Source organism: Micromonospora cremea (assembly GCF_900143515.1).
GTDB classification, from domain to species: Bacteria; Actinomycetota; Actinomycetes; order Mycobacteriales; family Micromonosporaceae; genus Micromonospora; species Micromonospora cremea.
The window spans coordinates 818987-833793 of record NZ_FSQT01000001.1 but is presented as its reverse complement, the minus strand read 5'-3'; the positions used below and the strand labels follow the sequence as shown (position 1 = coordinate 833793).

Below are 14807 nucleotides of genomic sequence, written 5' to 3'. Positions count from 1 at the left end.
ACTCCCTCATTCCGTAACGCTGTTCACCCGCCGGCCGCGGCCAGCACGCGTGAATACCCGTTACGCGAGGGTGAAACGTCCGATTCCCCCGGCTCCCGGGCTTCCTGCCAACCTTTGGATTGGCCACGGCGATGCGGGCAAGACCCTGACCCCCGCATGCCATTCGGCGATGCCGAGGAAACAAACCCGATGCACCGGCCGCCCGCCACGATCGCCGCCCTCTCGGTGTGGCGGCCGACGGCCGGCCGACGAGGATGGCAGAAAGTCCGCGCCTACCGCACCACCGAAGCGATCATCGGCGGCGTCACCCCCAGCATCAACAACCCCGAGACCCTCCTGCTCGGCCGCTGCGACCAGCACGGACGACTCCGCTACACCGGCCGCACCAACCCCCTACGACCCGCACACCGCGCCGAATAGGCGTCCTGTTCACCCCCATCGATCCGACGTGGGCACACCCCTGGCCGCAACCCCTCCCCGCCGCGTGGACCGGACAACTCGACCGCCCCCAACCCCTCCCGTACAGGCCCGTGCTCCCCGCCATCGTTTCTGATCATGTGGGCGCTGCGATATCGATGGCACCCTGGTCCCGAGGACAAGCTCGTCAGTCTTCCTGGCGGGCTTCCTCGGGCATCAAGATGACTTGGCCGGTGCTGAGGACGCGTACGCCACCGGGGCCCTGGACAACCTCCAGGTCTCGGAGTTGGATGCTGCGGGATGGGCAGGGGTGCCCGAGAAGCAGGCCCGTAGCTGGCTCGCCGGCCTTTCCTTGTAGTCGGTCTTGTCGAACTTCGGCGGCCGACCGCCGGCGGAGCCCCGCTTCTTGCGGTTTCGGACCTGGTCACCCTTCTCCGGTATCTACTTCCGCGTCGCCGCAGGTAGTCGCGGTTCTTGCGGACGCGTATGCCATGTCTGCCCGGACTCGGTCGGGCCGGGTGCGTGGTCGGCCCGACCCAATGCGAGGCACGCGGATCGCCTTCAGGACGGGCTCGACCTGCGGGGAGTCCCCACGCTGTCCGGCAGTTATGACGGGAGTGCCTGCCGTACGCGGGGCGGCGAGGTCGCGGGCGTTGTGAGTGGGGGTGTCGTGGTGATCGTCACCGGGCGTCGACCGCCGGCCTGGAGTTGGGCGCGGCGACGGGGATGACGGCGCGGTATTTGCCGCCAGCGTTCTGTTGCGGCGGCTCGCTGGCGCGCTCGATGCTGACGTGGCTGAGGCCGTGGCGGGTCAGCAGGTCTCGTACGCGGGTCTCGACCTGGCGCCAGAGGGCGTCGGGGTCAGCCCCGGGCGCGGGGTGCAGCCGGATGCGCAGCGCGGTCGGCGCGGTTTGGACGATCTGGAATAGCTCCAGGCCGGGCACCGCTTCCAGCAGCGTGGCCAGCGGGAGTGGGGCGAGGGTGACCGGCGCCTTTCCCCCCGCCGGGCCGGGGCGGGGGAAGGTGAGCAGGTCGGCGGCGCGGCCCTGGACGCGGATGGCCGGTCCGGGGTTGCCGCACGGGCAGGCGTCGGGGCGTGCGAGGACGGCGTCGCCGAGGTCGTAGCGCAGGATCGGCTGTAGATGGTTGGCCAAGTTGGTCAGCAGGACGGTATGTGATGGCTCGCCGGGTGGCACCGGCCGATGCTGCTCGTCGACGGGTTCGAGGATGGCCCAGTCGGCGTTGAGGTGCATCCAGCTTTCGGCGCAGCCGTAGCTGAGGAACGGGCACTCGTTGCAGGCGTAGCTGGTGCGCACCTTCGCCGACAGGGCGGCCGCGATGCGCGTGTACTCCGACGTGGGCAGACCCTCGGCGCTGAGCATCACGAGGGTGGGGTTGATGTGCAGCCGTCCCGCCTCGGCCTCGCTGGCCAGCAGCGCGCCGATGCTCGCGTACGGGGCCAGCACCGCCGGGCGGAACGCGTTGAGTTCGGCCACGAGGTCGTCCAGCGGCTGGTGCACGCTGAAGGCGGCGATGCGAGAGCGGCCGCGCAGGCGGGCAGCGGCCACGGTGGAGGCGAAGTGCCCGCCGACCGGCGCCACCAGCGCCATCCGGGCGCCGCCGCGGGCGATGCGGATCACGTCCCGCATGCTCAGCATGCCGGCCAGCATCCGCGCCATCATCGCGGAGGTCACCGCGCTCGCGCGGGAGTCTTGCAGGAAGATGCCGTGCGTGCCGGTGGTGCCGGAGGTGGTGGTCAGCGTGTAGCGGCCGGCGAAGGGCTCCCCGATGCGCGCCGGGTCGTCGACGAACGCTCGCGCCTGTGCCAGGGTGACGGCCGGGTCGGTAACCCAGTCGTCGAAGACGGCCATCAGCTCGCTCTTGGCTGTGACCGGCAACAGGGCCGGGTCGTTCACCCTGGCCGGCAGGCCCCGGTACAGGTGCCGGTAGTAGGGCGAGCGGGTGCGCGCCCAGGCCACGAGCTCGGCCAGGCGGGCCCGCTGCCGGGCGGCCATCGCCTGCTCGCCGCCCACTTTCGCGGAGCGGGCATCGGCAAGCAGCCGCAACGTCGAGACCTTCATGTGCTGTGGTCCTTCCTCGCTGGCGGCGCTGGCGGCGCCGCTGGTGGTGGTGGCGCTGGGGCGTGGTGCGGTGGGCAACGCCAAGCAGGGTCGCCGTCCGGGTGACCTACCGCGGTCCGGCCTGGCAGGCCGTGCCGAGGCAGCTCGGGGCCAGGAACTCCCCGGCGGTGAACTGATCGTGCTCCGGATGATCGAACGGGGCGCGGTAGGCGGGCCGGGCCAGCGCTGTGTGGCCGCCGCGCACTACCCGTAGTCGGTCGGTCTGGGGTATGACTGGTCCTACCGACCACCGGCCCCGCACTTGTCGCGCCCGATCCAACCCTGCGAGCTGGGGGTGCGCTGGCCTGCGGTTCGTCAGGTTAGTGCGGACGGATGCCGGCGTGGTTGTCCGCGATTACCTTGCGGTTCCGGTACACCCGCGTTCGTGGGGCGGCATCGGTCGGCCGCCTTCTGCATGTTGGGGCGTGGATCGGGCTGATTAGGGCGCGGGGGTGATGGCGGTGTCGAGGTAGTCGGATGGTGCCGGGAACGGGTGCAGACGACGTTGTAGGTGATGGTCGCGGCGACCACCAGCCGGGTAGGCACCGCCCCGCCGGGCCGCCGGCGGCCCGGCGGGCTCTAGCCAGATCGGAGTGGCCATCAGCAGCAGCCCTGTTCGGGCGCGGCCGGACACGCCGCCGGATCCACCGCCAACACGAGTCCGAGCAGGTCACCCAGGGCGTGCGTCAACCGGGCATCAGCCAGCTCGTAGCGGGTGCGCCGCCCCTCCGGCACGGCAACGACCAACCCACAACCGCGCAGACAAGCCAGATGGTTGGACAGGTTCTGACGGCTGGTGCCCAGCAACTCAGCCAGCTCCGCCGGATACCCCGGCCCCCCGCGCAGCGCCAGCAGAAGCCGGGCCCGCACCGGATCAGACAGGGCATGGCCGAAGCGCGCCAGCACCTGCCCGTGCGTCAACGTCTCCATACTTAGACCATACAGCAAACTCTGTATTCAGCAAGGAATGAACTATGACAGGGGCGGATCGTCAGGTGGCGAACACGTAGTCGTTGGTTTTTCGCTGGAAGCTACGGCCGGGCCTGAACGTGCCACCAACTCTTCCCTGTTCTCGGCGGCGGGCGACAGGGGTCAGTGCTGCCGACGTTCGAGGGGTGGCCTGTAGCCGGTAGAAGTCGGTGCCGGTCTCGATGAGGTAGCCGTTGAAGGTGAGTGGTCCCCGATTGCGGAGCAGAGGCGCTCCTCGGTGAACGTGCGGCCCCATTCGGAAAACGGCGCGTTGGAGGCCACCGCGACGGCTTTGCGTTCCTCCCGTCTGCCCGATCAAGGTGCTGGAATCAGTCGATCAACTGACGCCTCGTCCATACCGGCGGGCGTCCCGGCTTCTTGCCCCTGGGCAACAACGGCTCCAGGCGCGCCCACTGCGCATCGTTCAGATCTCCACGTGCCACGGACCAAGATCATTCCAGCCTAAGATCCACTTTCGATACACGCCCCCTCGTGCGCTGGCCCTGCTGGCGACGCCGACACCAAGTCCTCGCGCGAATCAGTCACTACCGCCGTCGTGAGTTTGGAGCAGCTCAGCAACCAAGCGTGAGCGCCGTACTAATACCGCTCGACCTGGTCCGACACCCGGAACGTGTTACCGCAGTGGGTGCAGGTGGCGCGGCCGAATACGTGGGTGACCGCTTCGGCGACGGACTGCTGTCCGACTTCGGTGCTCATGCGATACAACCGCAGGCCGACGCCCTCAAGATCAACGGATGTAGCCGGCAGCAACGGCGTCTGCGCCACGTCCGACTTCGTCGCATAGTCCTCGTGCGTGGCGAAGTGACCCCGATCGCCGAACGCTATGAACAGCGAAGTCTCACACTGCGGGCACTCAACCTCGACCTCGTCGTGGATGAGCCGTTCGAGTTCTTCGCCCCAGAGCATGTCGCCCTCCAGCGCCATGACCGCGCGGAGACGGTAGATAAACGACTGCGCGTCAGTCGGCGTCGGCAGCCAGTCGGTGGCCAGGTGACGCAGCTGCGCGAGGGTGTCGGCGTGCCGGCGGTGAGACCGCTCATCCATGTCGACCGCTAGCTTCCCGGCGAGGACCAGCACCTCGTCACGATCAGCAGGCAAGAACTCAGAAGCGATGTTCGCCAGCCGCGCGATGAGCAACGCCTCTCCTGCTTCGTCAAAGCCCTCCTGGCAAGCCCGCTCATACAACACGCCCCACGCCGCCGCACGCGGGTCGGCCGCCGCCTCCGCTAACAACTCCTCCACCGTCGTCACGGCGCGATCTAACCAACAAGTCAGACTGCCGTCCACCTACCCCACACCGGACTCACATCGTGAAGGAATCCGGGGTTGTCTCGCTAACGGTGTTTCCGGCGATCTTGGTTAGTGGGTCTGTCTCGCTAAAGGTGTTTCCGGCGTCTTCGGTTAGTAGGTTTCGGCGGCCGGGAACCGGTCGCCGAAGGTGATCGAGAACGCGTTCAGGGCTGGCTTCCACCGCATCGCCCATCGTGCCCGCCCTTGCCCGGTCGGGTCCAGTGATCTGGTCACCAGGTAGAGGCACTTCAACGCGGCTTGCTCGGAGGGGAAGTGACCGCGGGCCTTGATCGCCCGGCGGTAACGGGCGTTCAGCGACTCGATCGCGTTGGTGCTGCAGAGCACCCGGCGGATCTCCAGGTCATAGTCGAGGAACGGGATGAACTCTTGCCAGGCGTTGTCCCAGAGCCTGATGATCGCGCCGTAGCGGGTTCCCCAGGTCTCGGCGAGGTGGTCGAACGCAGCCCGGGCCGCGGTGGCGTTGACGGCGGTGTAGATCGGTTTGATGTCGCGTTGCAGCGCCGGCCAGTCCCGTTTCGAGGCCAGCCGGAACGTGTTACGGATCAGATGGATGATGCAGGTCTGCACGATCGTCTGCGGCCATACGTTCGCGACTACCTCGGGCAGGCCCTTGAGCCCGTCGCAGACCACGAAGAACACATCCTTGACACCGCGGTTACGCAGGTCGGTCAGGACACTCATCCAGAACTTGGCGCCCTCACCACCCGAGCCGGCCCAGAGGCCGAGGACGTCTTTCTCCCCGTCGAGGGTGACCCCGATAGCGGCGTAGACCGGCCGGTTCGCGACTTGACCGTCACGCACCTTGGCTCTGTCGCCGGTTGTGTGAAGCGTTCAGTGCGCGAGTAGGACGCGTTTGCGGAGTAGGTCGAGGCCAGCGCGGCCGAACATCTGGCGTTTGATCATCTTGAGGCGGTTGATGTTGCCTTCGACCGGTCCGGAGCTGTGCGGCAGGGTCAGGCCGTTGCGGACGGCGTCGAGATCACGACGGAGGTTGCGGGCGAATCCCGCCAGGGGCGTGAGGGTGTCGTGCTCGACCGTGGTGATCCACGCGTCAAGGCGGTCGCCGTGTCGGCCGGTCATCATGATCGCGAAGGCCCGCACGTGTTTGACCAGGCGGTTCAGGTCTCGGTCGCGGCTTCGAACGTCGCGTAGCTTGGCCGTGTCGCGGGGGTCGAGGTGGTCGGGATGAGTCATGATCCATGAGGTGATCTGGCGCACCGATGGTGGTTTCGGGCCGGGGTGCGGGGCGTGACCGAGCCCTTTGCGGAAGCGGCGTAGGTATCGCTGGACGGCGAGTTCCCCGCCGGGGTAGCCCTGCTGTTTGATCTCGCGGAACAGTTGGGTGGCGTTGCGTTCTCCGTCGTTCCAGCGCTGGTGCAGGTAGGCGATGTAGTCATCGACCAGGTGCGCGCGTTGCTCGGTGACCGCGGTCAGTTCGGCGACGCTGGCGGCGTTGAGATATTTGCGGACTGTGGCCTGGTGCAGGCCGAGTTTGCGGCCGATCGCCGACTTGTTCAGTCCCTGAGCGGCGAGTTCGTGAACGGCAGTGTGGTGCTCACGAAGGCGGGTCACGATCTTTTTCTCGGGTAGCGGCTGCACCTCGGCGGGCATGGTCTCGTCTGGCAGTGGCGGTGCGGGCGCGACGAGCCGGGAACGATAGGCGTTAACGGTCTTTTCGACCGCCTGCCCCAAGTTCTGCCAGAGGTGGAACCGGTCCGCGACCTGCACCGCATCCGGGGCGCCGCAGCGGGCGCCTTCGCCATAGCCGCCGGCGCGGTCGCGGCAGATCACCTGGATTTCGGGATGTTGCCGCAGCCACGCGGCGAGGCTGTCGCCGTCGCGGCCGTCGAACATGTCAACCGGACGGTGGCTGACCATATCGATCAGCACCGTGCCGTAATGACGTCCCCGCCGGAACGCGAAATCGTCGACGCCGACGACCGTGATCGGTGTCTTCGGCGGGTCAGGTAATGCTTTGACCAGCCGCAGCAACGTGTCGCGGCCTGCGGCGGCCCCGATGACCGACGCCAGTCGAGAACCGGCCCGGCCGGCCAGCGCCAAGCCGATCTGCGTGAGCAGGTCGCGCAGCCCCGGCGTCAACCGCGCGTGCGCAGCGGTCAGCCCATCGACCTGCTCGGCGAAAGTCCTTGCCGGGCAGCTGGCGTTGTCGCAGCGAAACCGCCGGATCTGCACCTGCAGCAGCAACCCAGTCCCGGCTATCGCGACATCGCGCAAGCGGCGCTGATAACGCCCATGCACCCTGCTCGACCACTGCCGGCACCGTCCGCACCGCGCGGTCGCCGCCCGGACCCGACCTGACAACACCACCACGCCCTCACGCTGCTCAACGACCTCGATCGACAGCTTCGACAGATGCGGCAGCAACCGCTCCACAAACGAGCACGCCAGACATGATCAACGAAGCGCCGAGCGGGCGACGGAACCGTCCACATCACAAGATCGGCGACAGAGCCCGCACCTTGACCACGATGGCGTCGATGAACACGGCCGCGTAGACAGCGTCGAGCGGGCGCACGGTCCAGTCGTTCATCTCCTCGATCACCTTGTCGGTGATCCGCGAGACCGTCTCCCGGCTGACCGAGGCGCCGTAGATTTCGGCGAAGTGGGCGCTGATCTCCCCGGTGGTCAAGCCTTTGGCATACAGCGACAGCACGATCTCGTCGACGCCGGTCAGCCGGCGCTGCCGCTTCTTGACGATCTGCGGCTCGAATGTGCCGGCCCGATCACGCGGCACGTCGATCTCGACATGACCCGTCGCGTCGGTCAGCACCGTCTTCGGCCTGGTCCCGTTGCGGATGTTGCCTGACCCAGCCCCGGCAGGGTCGCGCTTTTCATAGCCGAGGTGCTCAGTCATCTCCTCGCTGAGGGCGGTCTCCAGGACCGTCTTGGTGAACTGCTTTAGCAGCCCGTCCGGGCCGGTCAGCGACAAGCCCTGTTCCTTGGCCAGGCGCACCAGCTCCGCCGCGGCGGCTGCCTCCGCTGACGGCTGCGGTTCCTTCTTCCTCGCGGTCACGTCGTCCAGTGTCGTCATCACGGCACCTTCCTCACCAGGCACAAGCCCGGCGGGTCAGGCCGGAAACACCCTTAAATCCACAGGCCCTGGTTAGTAGGTTTCAGCGGCTGGGAAGCGGTCGCTGAAGGTGATGGCGAAGGCGTTCAACGCGGGTTTCCAGCGCGTCGTCCATCGGGTTCTGCCTGCTCCGGTGGGGTCCAGGGACCTGGTTACCAGGTACAGACACTTCAACGCGGCCTGAACCGCCTCGGGCTGGTAGAGACCTCTTTGCTTGAGAGGATCTGACCGTGCCGAAGCAGTACCCGAGAGACCTGCGGGAGCGGGCGGTGCGTCTGGTGCTGGGGCACCGGGGCGACTACGCAACCGAGTGGGAGTCGATCGGGTCGGCCGAGACGCTGCGTAGGTGGGTGCGCCAGGCCGAGGTCGACGCCGGGCGGCGCGCCGGGGTCACCAGCGATGAGTCGGCGGAGCTGCGCCGGTTGAAGCGGGAGAACGCCGAGCTGCGTCGGGCGAATGAGGAAGGCCGCGTCGGCTTTCTTCGCGGCCGAGCTCGACCGGCTACACACACGCTCGTGAGTTTCATCGACGAGCACAAGGCCCGCTTCGGCGGAGTCGAGCCGCGAGGGTGGTGGTCTCGTGGTCGTGCCGCACGACGAGGCCGTTGGCCTCCATCTCGCGCAGACGCTGGGTCAGCATCTTTTCGCCCACCCCTGGCATCGGGCGGCGCAGTTCGCCATAGCGGTGTACGCCCACCGTGAGATGGGACTGGATCACCGGCGCCATTTGCCGCCGATGACGTCGACGGCAAGCTCCACCGGGCAGTGGTATCGCTTGGACATCGTGGGCTCCCTTAAGCACGTACCAGATGGTGCGTACTTGATTGTCGTCGCTGCGGGTGTTGGGCTGTACCCATGGTCATCGAGTACATCAGGTACCGCGTACCGCAGGAGCGGCTGGACGGTTTCGAGGCCGCGTACGAGCGGGCCGCTGACGCGCTACGCGCTGCGCCGCAGTGCGTGGACTACGAGTTGAGCCGCTGCTTGGACGATCCCGCCTGCTACCTGCTGCGCATCATTTGGACATCAGTAGACGAGCACCTGGGCGGGTTTCGGGGTGGCCCGGTGTTCGGGCAGTTCTTCGCCGCGATCAAGCCGTACGTCCAGGACATCGAGGAGATGCGGCACTACGTCCAAACCTCGATTGCCGGCCCTGGTGGCGCCGCGCCGCCGAGCTTGTACGAGTGGGCCGGCGGCACCGACGCGTTCATGAAGCTCTGCGATGCGTTCTACCGCCTGGTTCGCTCCGACGATCTACTCGCGCCGGTGTTCGCGCACATGGACCCCGATCACGCCCGGTATGTAGCGGTATGGCTTGCTGAGGTCTTCGGCGGTCCGGCTGCCTACACCTTGGAGCGCGGCGGCTACCGCCACATGCTTGGCCAGCACCTGGGCAAGGCAATCAGCGAGGCGCAGCGTCGGCGGTGGGTCAACCTGATGATGGACGCCGCCGACGAGGTCGGCCTACCCGACGATCCGGAGTTCCGGGCCGCCTTCACGAGCTACCTCGAGTGGGGCACCCGGTTGGCGGTACGCAATTCCCAGCCCGACGCAGATCCGATCCGGCAGGCACCGGTACCACGCTGGGGCTGGGGTGTTGCCCCGCCTTACCAGGGATGACCCGCATCCCGCCTGACCCCGTGCCAGCAGTCGCTGATCATGGTCCAACTCTCAGCACGGCCAAGTCCTCACATGCCGCGATCCCCGCGCTACACCGTGTCACGAGATGCCGACCCGGCGGGCATACGCACGTGTCGAGATCAGCGCATCAGTGTGTGAGGGATGCGGCGCGTTGGGAAGCTTCGATAATTCGTTGCTCGCTTGTTGGAGGCGGCCGTGCGGCACGCACTCGGCGCGGCGGGTGCGGGTCCGGCCCGTAGCAGCGGGTGAAGGGGATAAATGGGTTGCACAGGCGCCGGGCTGAGAGTTTGACTGCTCGCCATGCCTTTCCCCTCACCGATCTTCGTTGCGGGTACGGGTCGTTCGGGAACGTCACGGATCGCCGACATCATCGGCGAACATCCGCTGATCCATCGGATTCCCATGGAGACCCGGTTTCTCATCGACCCGGGTGGCCTGCGGGACCTGGCCGACGCGCTCACCGATCGATACGACCCCACCGTCGGTGAGGACGCCCTGCACCGGCTGAGCGACTTCCTCACCGTACGAGTGCCCGGCCGGCGCGACGATCGCGGCAAAACCATTCCCGAGCTGGTCGGCGAGCGACGCTACCGGGACGCGGTGCAACAGCTCTGGCCGCAGTTGATCGCATACACATACGACGAACCTGCGCCCGCGGAAGGCTTCGGGAACGCCGACCGGCCTGCCGAGCCGTTCGAGCCGCTGAGCCGCCGGCGGGTACTACCCAGGTATTTCAGCGACCGGGGCGAACTGCTCAGAATCTTGCGGGGCCTGATCGACACCATGTTCGGCGGAGCAGCCGCCGACGCGGGCAAGCCGACCTGGTGCGAGAAGACACCGTTCAACCTGCTGTGCATGGAGTTCCTCTGGGAACTGGTCCCCGAAGCGACAATCGTGCACATCAAACGTCACCCGGTCTCAGTGCTCGCGTCCCACCTGGCCCAGCCATGGGCACCGCCCACCGTCGACGGCGCGATCGCCTACCTCAAGCCGGTCTACCACCGATGGCTCACCTGGAAGAACACGGTCGAGCTGACGGGCAGGCGATACATCGAGGTGAAAGCAGAAGATCTCGCAGCCGACTGGCCCGGGCAGCGCCGCGCCCTGTTCGAGCGGCTCGACGTCGACGACTTCGCCACCCCGTCAACGTTTCAGTCGCACAAGCTGACAAACCGCAACGACCAATTCGACGACGAAACCCGCGAGTTCATCGAAGGAGCACTCGGCGAGGTCATCGCGGCCATGGGATATGAGTGACGGCTCTGGCTCTGGACCTTGACGACGCCGCGTCGCGCCCCACGAACGCCCGGTAAACGCTGGTTCAGCCGAACCGCATCGCAGACCACTCGTTCGTAACTTCCGGCCGTCTTTTGAGCCCGCGCTTTTGGGCGGGTGCACGTTCTGCCGCCGATCGTGCGAGTCGGCGTCGGAGCGAGTGATTGCGCTAGCGGCTGCCTCGCGGATCTTGGTGGTCCGCCATCCGGTACTCCCGGCCCTCACGCCAGGCGAAGTCGGCGTCAACCAGCCAGGTGGGGCAACCTCTTGCTGTTCAGGCCGCCGGCGCGGTAGCGGAGATCTCGGCGGTGGTGCCATTCCTGCTGGTGCGACAGGTCGGTGCCCCGCGCCACCGATTCCGACATACGACCCAGCCGGTTGCGTGTTGGTTGGTATGCCTGTCGGGTGGCGGAGCTAGCGGACGACGAACAGCCCAGCCTGAACCAGGGGCCGGCGAAGAGCGGTGAGCCGACATCCCGGACAGCGTCTGCGGGTCGTCGGACGGCGAGGCTCGGGCTGACGTTAGGCGCGTTGGGCGTGGTGTACGGCGATATCGGGACAAGCCCGCTGTACGCGTTGAAGACGGTGTTCACCCTCGACCGTGGCCTGGTACCGACCGCGCCGGACGTGTTCGGCGTGATCTCGCTGGTCTTCTGGTCGATCATCCTGATCGTGTCGGTCAAGTACGTCATCTTCGTCCTGCGGGCCGACAACGAGGGCGAGGGCGGGGTGATGGCCCTGGCCGCGCTTGCCGGGAGAGTGCTGCTCAAGGGCAGCGAAAGGCGCGCCGCCACTGTGCTGGCGCTGGGTGCCTTGGGTGCTGCGCTGTTCTACGGCGACAGCGTGATCACCCCGGCGATCTCGGTGCTGTCGGCGGTGGAAGGTCTTGAGGTCATCTCCCCGGCGTGGGCGGTGGTGGTGCTCCCGGTGTCTGCGGTGATCCTCACCCTGCTGTTCGCCATCCAGCGTTGGGGCACCGGACGGGTCGGGGCGGTGTTCGGGCCGATCATGCTGCTCTGGTTCGCCAGTCTGGGCGTCGCCGGCGCGGCTGAGGTGATCCGTCATCCGGGCGTGCTGGCCGCGCTGTCCCCCAGCTATGCGGTTCTGTTCTTCGTGGAGCACCCCGTCATCGCGTTCATCGCCATGGGCGCCGTGGTGCTGGCGATCACCGGCGCCGAAGCGCTCTACGCCGACATGGGACACTTCGGCCGCGCCCCGATCCGCCGGGCCTGGTTCGCGATCGTGTTTCCCGCCTTGACGCTCAACTACCTCGGCCAAGGCGCGTTGATCCTGCGCGCACCCGCCGGCCGGGAGAACCCGTTCTTCCTGCTGCTACCGGACTGGGCGCAGCTGCCGATGGTCGTCCTGGCGACCGTGGCCACCGTCATCGCGTCCCAGTCGGTGATCTCCGGGGCGTTCTCCGTGTCTCGGGAGGCCATGCGGTTGGGCTTCCTGCCGCGCCTGCGCATCCGGCAGACCTCGTCCCACCAGTACGGGCAGATCTACGCGCCCGGGGTGAATTGGGGCCTGTTCGCGGCAGTCCTGCTGGTGGTGTTCGCGTTCGGCTCATCCACGAACCTCGCCGCCGCGTACGGGGTAGCAGTCACCGGCACGTTCCTGATCACCACGACCCTGTTCCTCGTCGTCGCCCGGGTCCAGTGGCATTGGCCCTTCTGGCGACTGGTGCTGTTCGGGGTCGTCTTCGGTAGCCTCGAGCTGACCTTCTTCACCGCGAACCTGGCCAAGGTGACCCACGGCGGGTGGCTGACCCTGCTCATCGCGATCGTCCTGTTCACTCTCCTGCTGACCTGGCGGCGCGGAGCGCAACTGGTCACCGCCCGGCGCATCGAGCGCGAAGGCCCCCTGCGCGACTTCATCGACACCCTGCACGCAGCGAACATCCCGCGGGTTCCGGGCACCGCCGTTTTCCCTCACCCGAACAAGGAGACCACTCCCCTGGCGCTGCGGGCGAACGTCGCGCACAACCACGTACGCCACGAGAAGATCGTCATCGTCACCGGTAGCACCGCGAACGTCCCCCACATCCCGTGGGACCAGCGCCTCACCATCGACGATCTCGGCGACCCAGACGACGGCATCATCCACATCAGCGCCGTCTTCGGCTTCCAGGACCCCACCGACTTCCCCGAGGTCCTGCGCCGCAGCGCCACCCACCCCCTCGCCGAAGGAATCGACTGCGAGCAGGTCTCCTACTTCGTCTCGCGGATCACGCTGCGCTGCACCCGTAGCCCGGGTATGGCCACCTGGCGTAAACGGCTGTTCATCGGCCTTGCCCACAACGCCGCCAGCCACGCCGAGTTCCTGCACCTTCCGGAGGAGCTCACCATCGTCCTCAGCGCCGAAGTCCCCGTTTAGACCCGCACTCGTGGACCACCTCGACATTGTCTCCAGCGTCGCCGGTGCGGGGCTGTTGGTGCTGCGTATGCGCGATCTGGAGGGAGGAGACTCCTGTGGCCTTCGTGGCGGTCGCGGCTGGGTTCACACCCCGACTGGAAGCGGCGCGCCCGTCCGTTGACCGGTGTGCGCGCCGCCTCGGGCTGTTCGGGCGGACCGTCAGCGGGCCACGCTGTATGTGGACTGTGTGAAGCCGGCGCCCAGCACGCGGGTCGAGCGGTGCGTGAGGTCGATGTCGGCGTTCAGAGGGCCGAAGAGCGGAAGTCCGCTGCCGATCAGCACGGGCGCTCGGGTGATCGTGATGTCCGACACCAGGCCGGCCTGCAGGAACGTCTGGATCAGTTGCCCGCCGTCGGCGTAGATGCGCTTGGCGCCGCGCAGGTCGAGGCCGGCAACCAGCTCGTCGAAGTCCCGGTGGACCGTGATGCGGTCGTCGGCGTGCGCGTCCAGTTGGGTGCTCAGCACGTGTACGTCCTTGCCGTCGTACGGCCACATCTGTGGGCCAAATCCGGTAACCACCTCGTACGTGGCGCGGCCCATCACGACGGTGTCTATGTCAGCCGTGAAAGCGTCGTAGCCGTAGTCGCCGGCGCCCTCGGCGCGGCTGGTGAGCCAGTCGATGCCGCCGTCGGGGCGGGCGATGAACCCGTCGAGGCTGATGCCGATGAAGACGGAGACGGTGAATTGGTGCGTGCTGGGCACGGATCATGTCCTTTCCGGATGGGGTCGGTCGTCAGGCCTGATGCGGGCGCAGCAGACGGTCGAGTTCGGCGCGGATCAGCTCGGCGGGTGAGCCACCGCCCTCCACTGCCCACAGCAGCAGGGCACCGTTGTACGAGACCTGGACGCCGCGGGCGAGGCCCACGACGTCGGTGCCATCGGCGAGTTCGCCTGCCGCGACGGCGTCCGTGAGCAGGGCGGTGACCTCGGCGCGCATCCGGTGTGCTTGTGCAGCCGCGTGCGCGCGGAACTCCGGGTCGGTGAGGTCGAGTTGCAAGAAGCCGAGGCTGCCGGCCATCTCCTCGGGGGTCTGCACGCCTGCGGCCATGGCCGCCGTTGCGGCGTGCACCGCGGCGAGCCCGGAGCCGTGCTCCCGGCGGGCGCGGTCGAACACCGCGCCGGTGTGCTGCTCGGCCTGCCGGGCCAAGGCGAGCAGCAGGTTGCGCTTGGACCCGAAGCGCTGCACGAGGGTGGCCGGCGCCAGCCCCGCCTCCTCGGCCACCGCCGCGAGCGTCAGCCGTGCGGGCCCGCGGCGGCTGACGGCGCGGGCGGTGGCGGCCAGGATCGCCTCGTCGCTGGTGGTACGGGGTCGGGCCAACGCCGCACTCCCTCCGTTTGTGAACGTCTGTTCGTAAACCTAGCTCCCCGGGGCACCGTTTACAAATGTATGTTCGTTTACTCGGTCGAAAGAGTGAACAACCCCGAGGGGCGGAGCGATGACATCGGGGGCCGAGGCCGAGCTGAAGGTCGGCCCGTTCCAGGAGAAGGTCCAGCTGCGCGACGGCGCCGGCGAGACTTCTTAGAGCTGGGTCGCACATGCTCGAGGTG

12 protein-coding genes and 5 pseudogenes are annotated in these 14807 nt (G+C 67.5%); 6 read left to right on the top strand and 11 right to left on the bottom strand.

The window, feature by feature from the left end; all coding sequences use genetic code 11:
• Positions 1 to 156 precede the first annotated feature (156 nt).
• On the top strand, positions 157 to 420 hold the full coding sequence (locus tag BUS84_RS03785) for a hypothetical protein (RefSeq protein WP_159450974.1): 264 nt from the start codon (positions 157 to 159) through the stop codon (positions 418 to 420).
• A gap of 336 nt (positions 421 to 756) precedes the next feature.
• On the opposite strand, the pseudogene BUS84_RS39510 reads toward BUS84_RS03785, so the two are convergent.
• Positions 757 to 1030: pseudogene (locus tag BUS84_RS39510) on the bottom strand (transposase); the annotation flags it as partial.
• 67 nt (positions 1031 to 1097) lie between these two features.
• Positions 1098 to 2498, bottom strand: coding sequence for a phenylacetate--CoA ligase family protein (locus tag BUS84_RS03770; RefSeq protein WP_074308775.1), 1401 nt, complete (start codon positions 2496 to 2498; stop codon positions 1098 to 1100).
• Here BUS84_RS03770 and BUS84_RS38115 point away from each other — a divergent pair.
• A complete protein-coding gene (locus BUS84_RS38115; RefSeq protein ID WP_159450973.1) occupies positions 2497 to 2751 on the top strand; it encodes a hypothetical protein in 255 nt (84 codons plus the stop codon). The two genes, BUS84_RS03770 and BUS84_RS38115, sit on opposite strands and share 2 nt — an antisense overlap.
• 386 nt (positions 2752 to 3137) lie before the next feature.
• On the opposite strand, the gene BUS84_RS03765 is transcribed toward BUS84_RS38115, so the two are convergent.
• From BUS84_RS03765 to BUS84_RS37235, 6 genes and pseudogenes are all read right to left on the bottom strand, one after another.
• Positions 3138 to 3467 carry an ArsR/SmtB family transcription factor gene (locus tag BUS84_RS03765; RefSeq protein WP_074308773.1) on the bottom strand — a complete coding sequence of 110 codons (330 nt, stop codon included), beginning with the start codon at positions 3465 to 3467 and terminating at the stop codon, positions 3138 to 3140.
• 636 nt (positions 3468 to 4103) lie between these two features.
• Positions 4104 to 4778 (bottom strand): hypothetical protein, encoded by a 675-nt coding sequence (locus BUS84_RS03755; RefSeq protein ID WP_074308769.1) that lies wholly within the window; start codon positions 4776 to 4778, stop codon positions 4104 to 4106.
• 150 nt (positions 4779 to 4928) lie between these two features.
• Positions 4929 to 5642, bottom strand: a pseudogene (locus BUS84_RS03750) (IS256 family transposase); the annotation flags it as partial.
• Positions 5643 to 5669: 27 nt separating this feature from the next.
• Positions 5670 to 7163 carry an ISL3 family transposase gene (locus BUS84_RS03745; protein WP_425293436.1) on the bottom strand — a complete coding sequence of 498 codons (1494 nt, stop codon included), beginning with the start codon at positions 7161 to 7163 and terminating at the stop codon, positions 5670 to 5672.
• A 148-nt stretch (positions 7164 to 7311) separates the two neighbouring features.
• Positions 7312 to 7890, bottom strand: a pseudogene (locus BUS84_RS03740) (transposase); the annotation flags it as partial.
• 72 nt (positions 7891 to 7962) lie between these two features.
• A pseudogene (locus tag BUS84_RS37235) lies at positions 7963 to 8112 on the bottom strand (IS256 family transposase); the annotation flags it as partial.
• 41 nt (positions 8113 to 8153) lie between these two features.
• Here BUS84_RS37235 and BUS84_RS39495 point away from each other — a divergent pair.
• A pseudogene (locus BUS84_RS39495) lies at positions 8154 to 8468 on the top strand (IS3-like element ISMyma3 family transposase); the annotation flags it as partial.
• Here BUS84_RS39495 and BUS84_RS39490 read toward each other — a convergent pair.
• Positions 8452 to 8589, bottom strand: coding sequence for a winged helix-turn-helix transcriptional regulator (locus tag BUS84_RS39490; protein WP_244298534.1), 138 nt, complete (start codon positions 8587 to 8589; stop codon positions 8452 to 8454). The pseudogene BUS84_RS39495 and the gene BUS84_RS39490 sit on opposite strands and share 17 nt — an antisense overlap.
• A gap of 194 nt (positions 8590 to 8783) precedes the next feature.
• Between BUS84_RS39490 and BUS84_RS03725 the strand changes: the two genes are divergently transcribed.
• The 3 genes from BUS84_RS03725 to BUS84_RS03715 all read left to right on the top strand — a co-directional run bounded on the left by BUS84_RS03725 (position 8784) and on the right by BUS84_RS03715 (position 13220).
• Positions 8784 to 9548, top strand: a complete 765-nt coding sequence (locus tag BUS84_RS03725; RefSeq protein ID WP_074308766.1) for a group II truncated hemoglobin — start codon at positions 8784 to 8786, stop codon at positions 9546 to 9548.
• A 321-nt stretch (positions 9549 to 9869) separates the two neighbouring features.
• Positions 9870 to 10826 carry a sulfotransferase family protein gene (locus BUS84_RS03720; protein ID WP_074308765.1) on the top strand — a complete coding sequence of 319 codons (957 nt, stop codon included), beginning with the start codon at positions 9870 to 9872 and terminating at the stop codon, positions 10824 to 10826.
• Between the two features lie 456 nt (positions 10827 to 11282).
• Entirely contained in the window at positions 11283 to 13220 is a 1938-nt protein-coding gene (locus BUS84_RS03715) for a potassium transporter Kup (RefSeq protein ID WP_143728382.1), read from the top strand.
• Positions 13221 to 13418: 198 nt separating this feature from the next.
• Here the strand turns inward: BUS84_RS03715 and BUS84_RS03710 are convergent, their stop codons facing one another.
• The gene (locus tag BUS84_RS03710) at positions 13419 to 13961 is read right to left on the bottom strand and encodes a dihydrofolate reductase family protein (RefSeq protein WP_074308763.1); all 543 of its coding nucleotides are present in this window, start codon (positions 13959 to 13961) and stop codon (positions 13419 to 13421) included.
• Positions 13962 to 13992: 31 nt separating this feature from the next.
• A complete protein-coding gene (locus BUS84_RS03705) occupies positions 13993 to 14577 on the bottom strand; it encodes a TetR/AcrR family transcriptional regulator (RefSeq protein ID WP_074308761.1) in 585 nt (194 codons plus the stop codon).
• Positions 14578 to 14807: the final 230 nt, after the last annotated feature.

Coding starts and splice junctions, on each gene's coding strand:
- BUS84_RS03785 (WP_159450974.1), top strand. CDS start 157: ATGCCATTCGGCGATGCCGAGGAAACAAACCCGATGCACCGGCCGCCC.
- BUS84_RS38115 (WP_159450973.1), top strand. CDS start 2,497: ATGTGCTGTGGTCCTTCCTCGCTGGCGGCGCTGGCGGCGCCGCTGGTG.
- BUS84_RS03770 (WP_074308775.1), bottom strand. CDS start 2,498: ATGAAGGTCTCGACGTTGCGGCTGCTTGCCGATGCCCGCTCCGCGAAA.
- BUS84_RS03765 (WP_074308773.1), bottom strand. CDS start 3,467: ATGGAGACGTTGACGCACGGGCAGGTGCTGGCGCGCTTCGGCCATGCC.
- BUS84_RS39490 (WP_244298534.1), bottom strand. CDS start 8,589: ATGCCAGGGGTGGGCGAAAAGATGCTGACCCAGCGTCTGCGCGAGATG.
- BUS84_RS03725 (WP_074308766.1), top strand. CDS start 8,784: ATGGTCATCGAGTACATCAGGTACCGCGTACCGCAGGAGCGGCTGGAC.
- BUS84_RS03720 (WP_074308765.1), top strand. CDS start 9,870: ATGCCTTTCCCCTCACCGATCTTCGTTGCGGGTACGGGTCGTTCGGGA.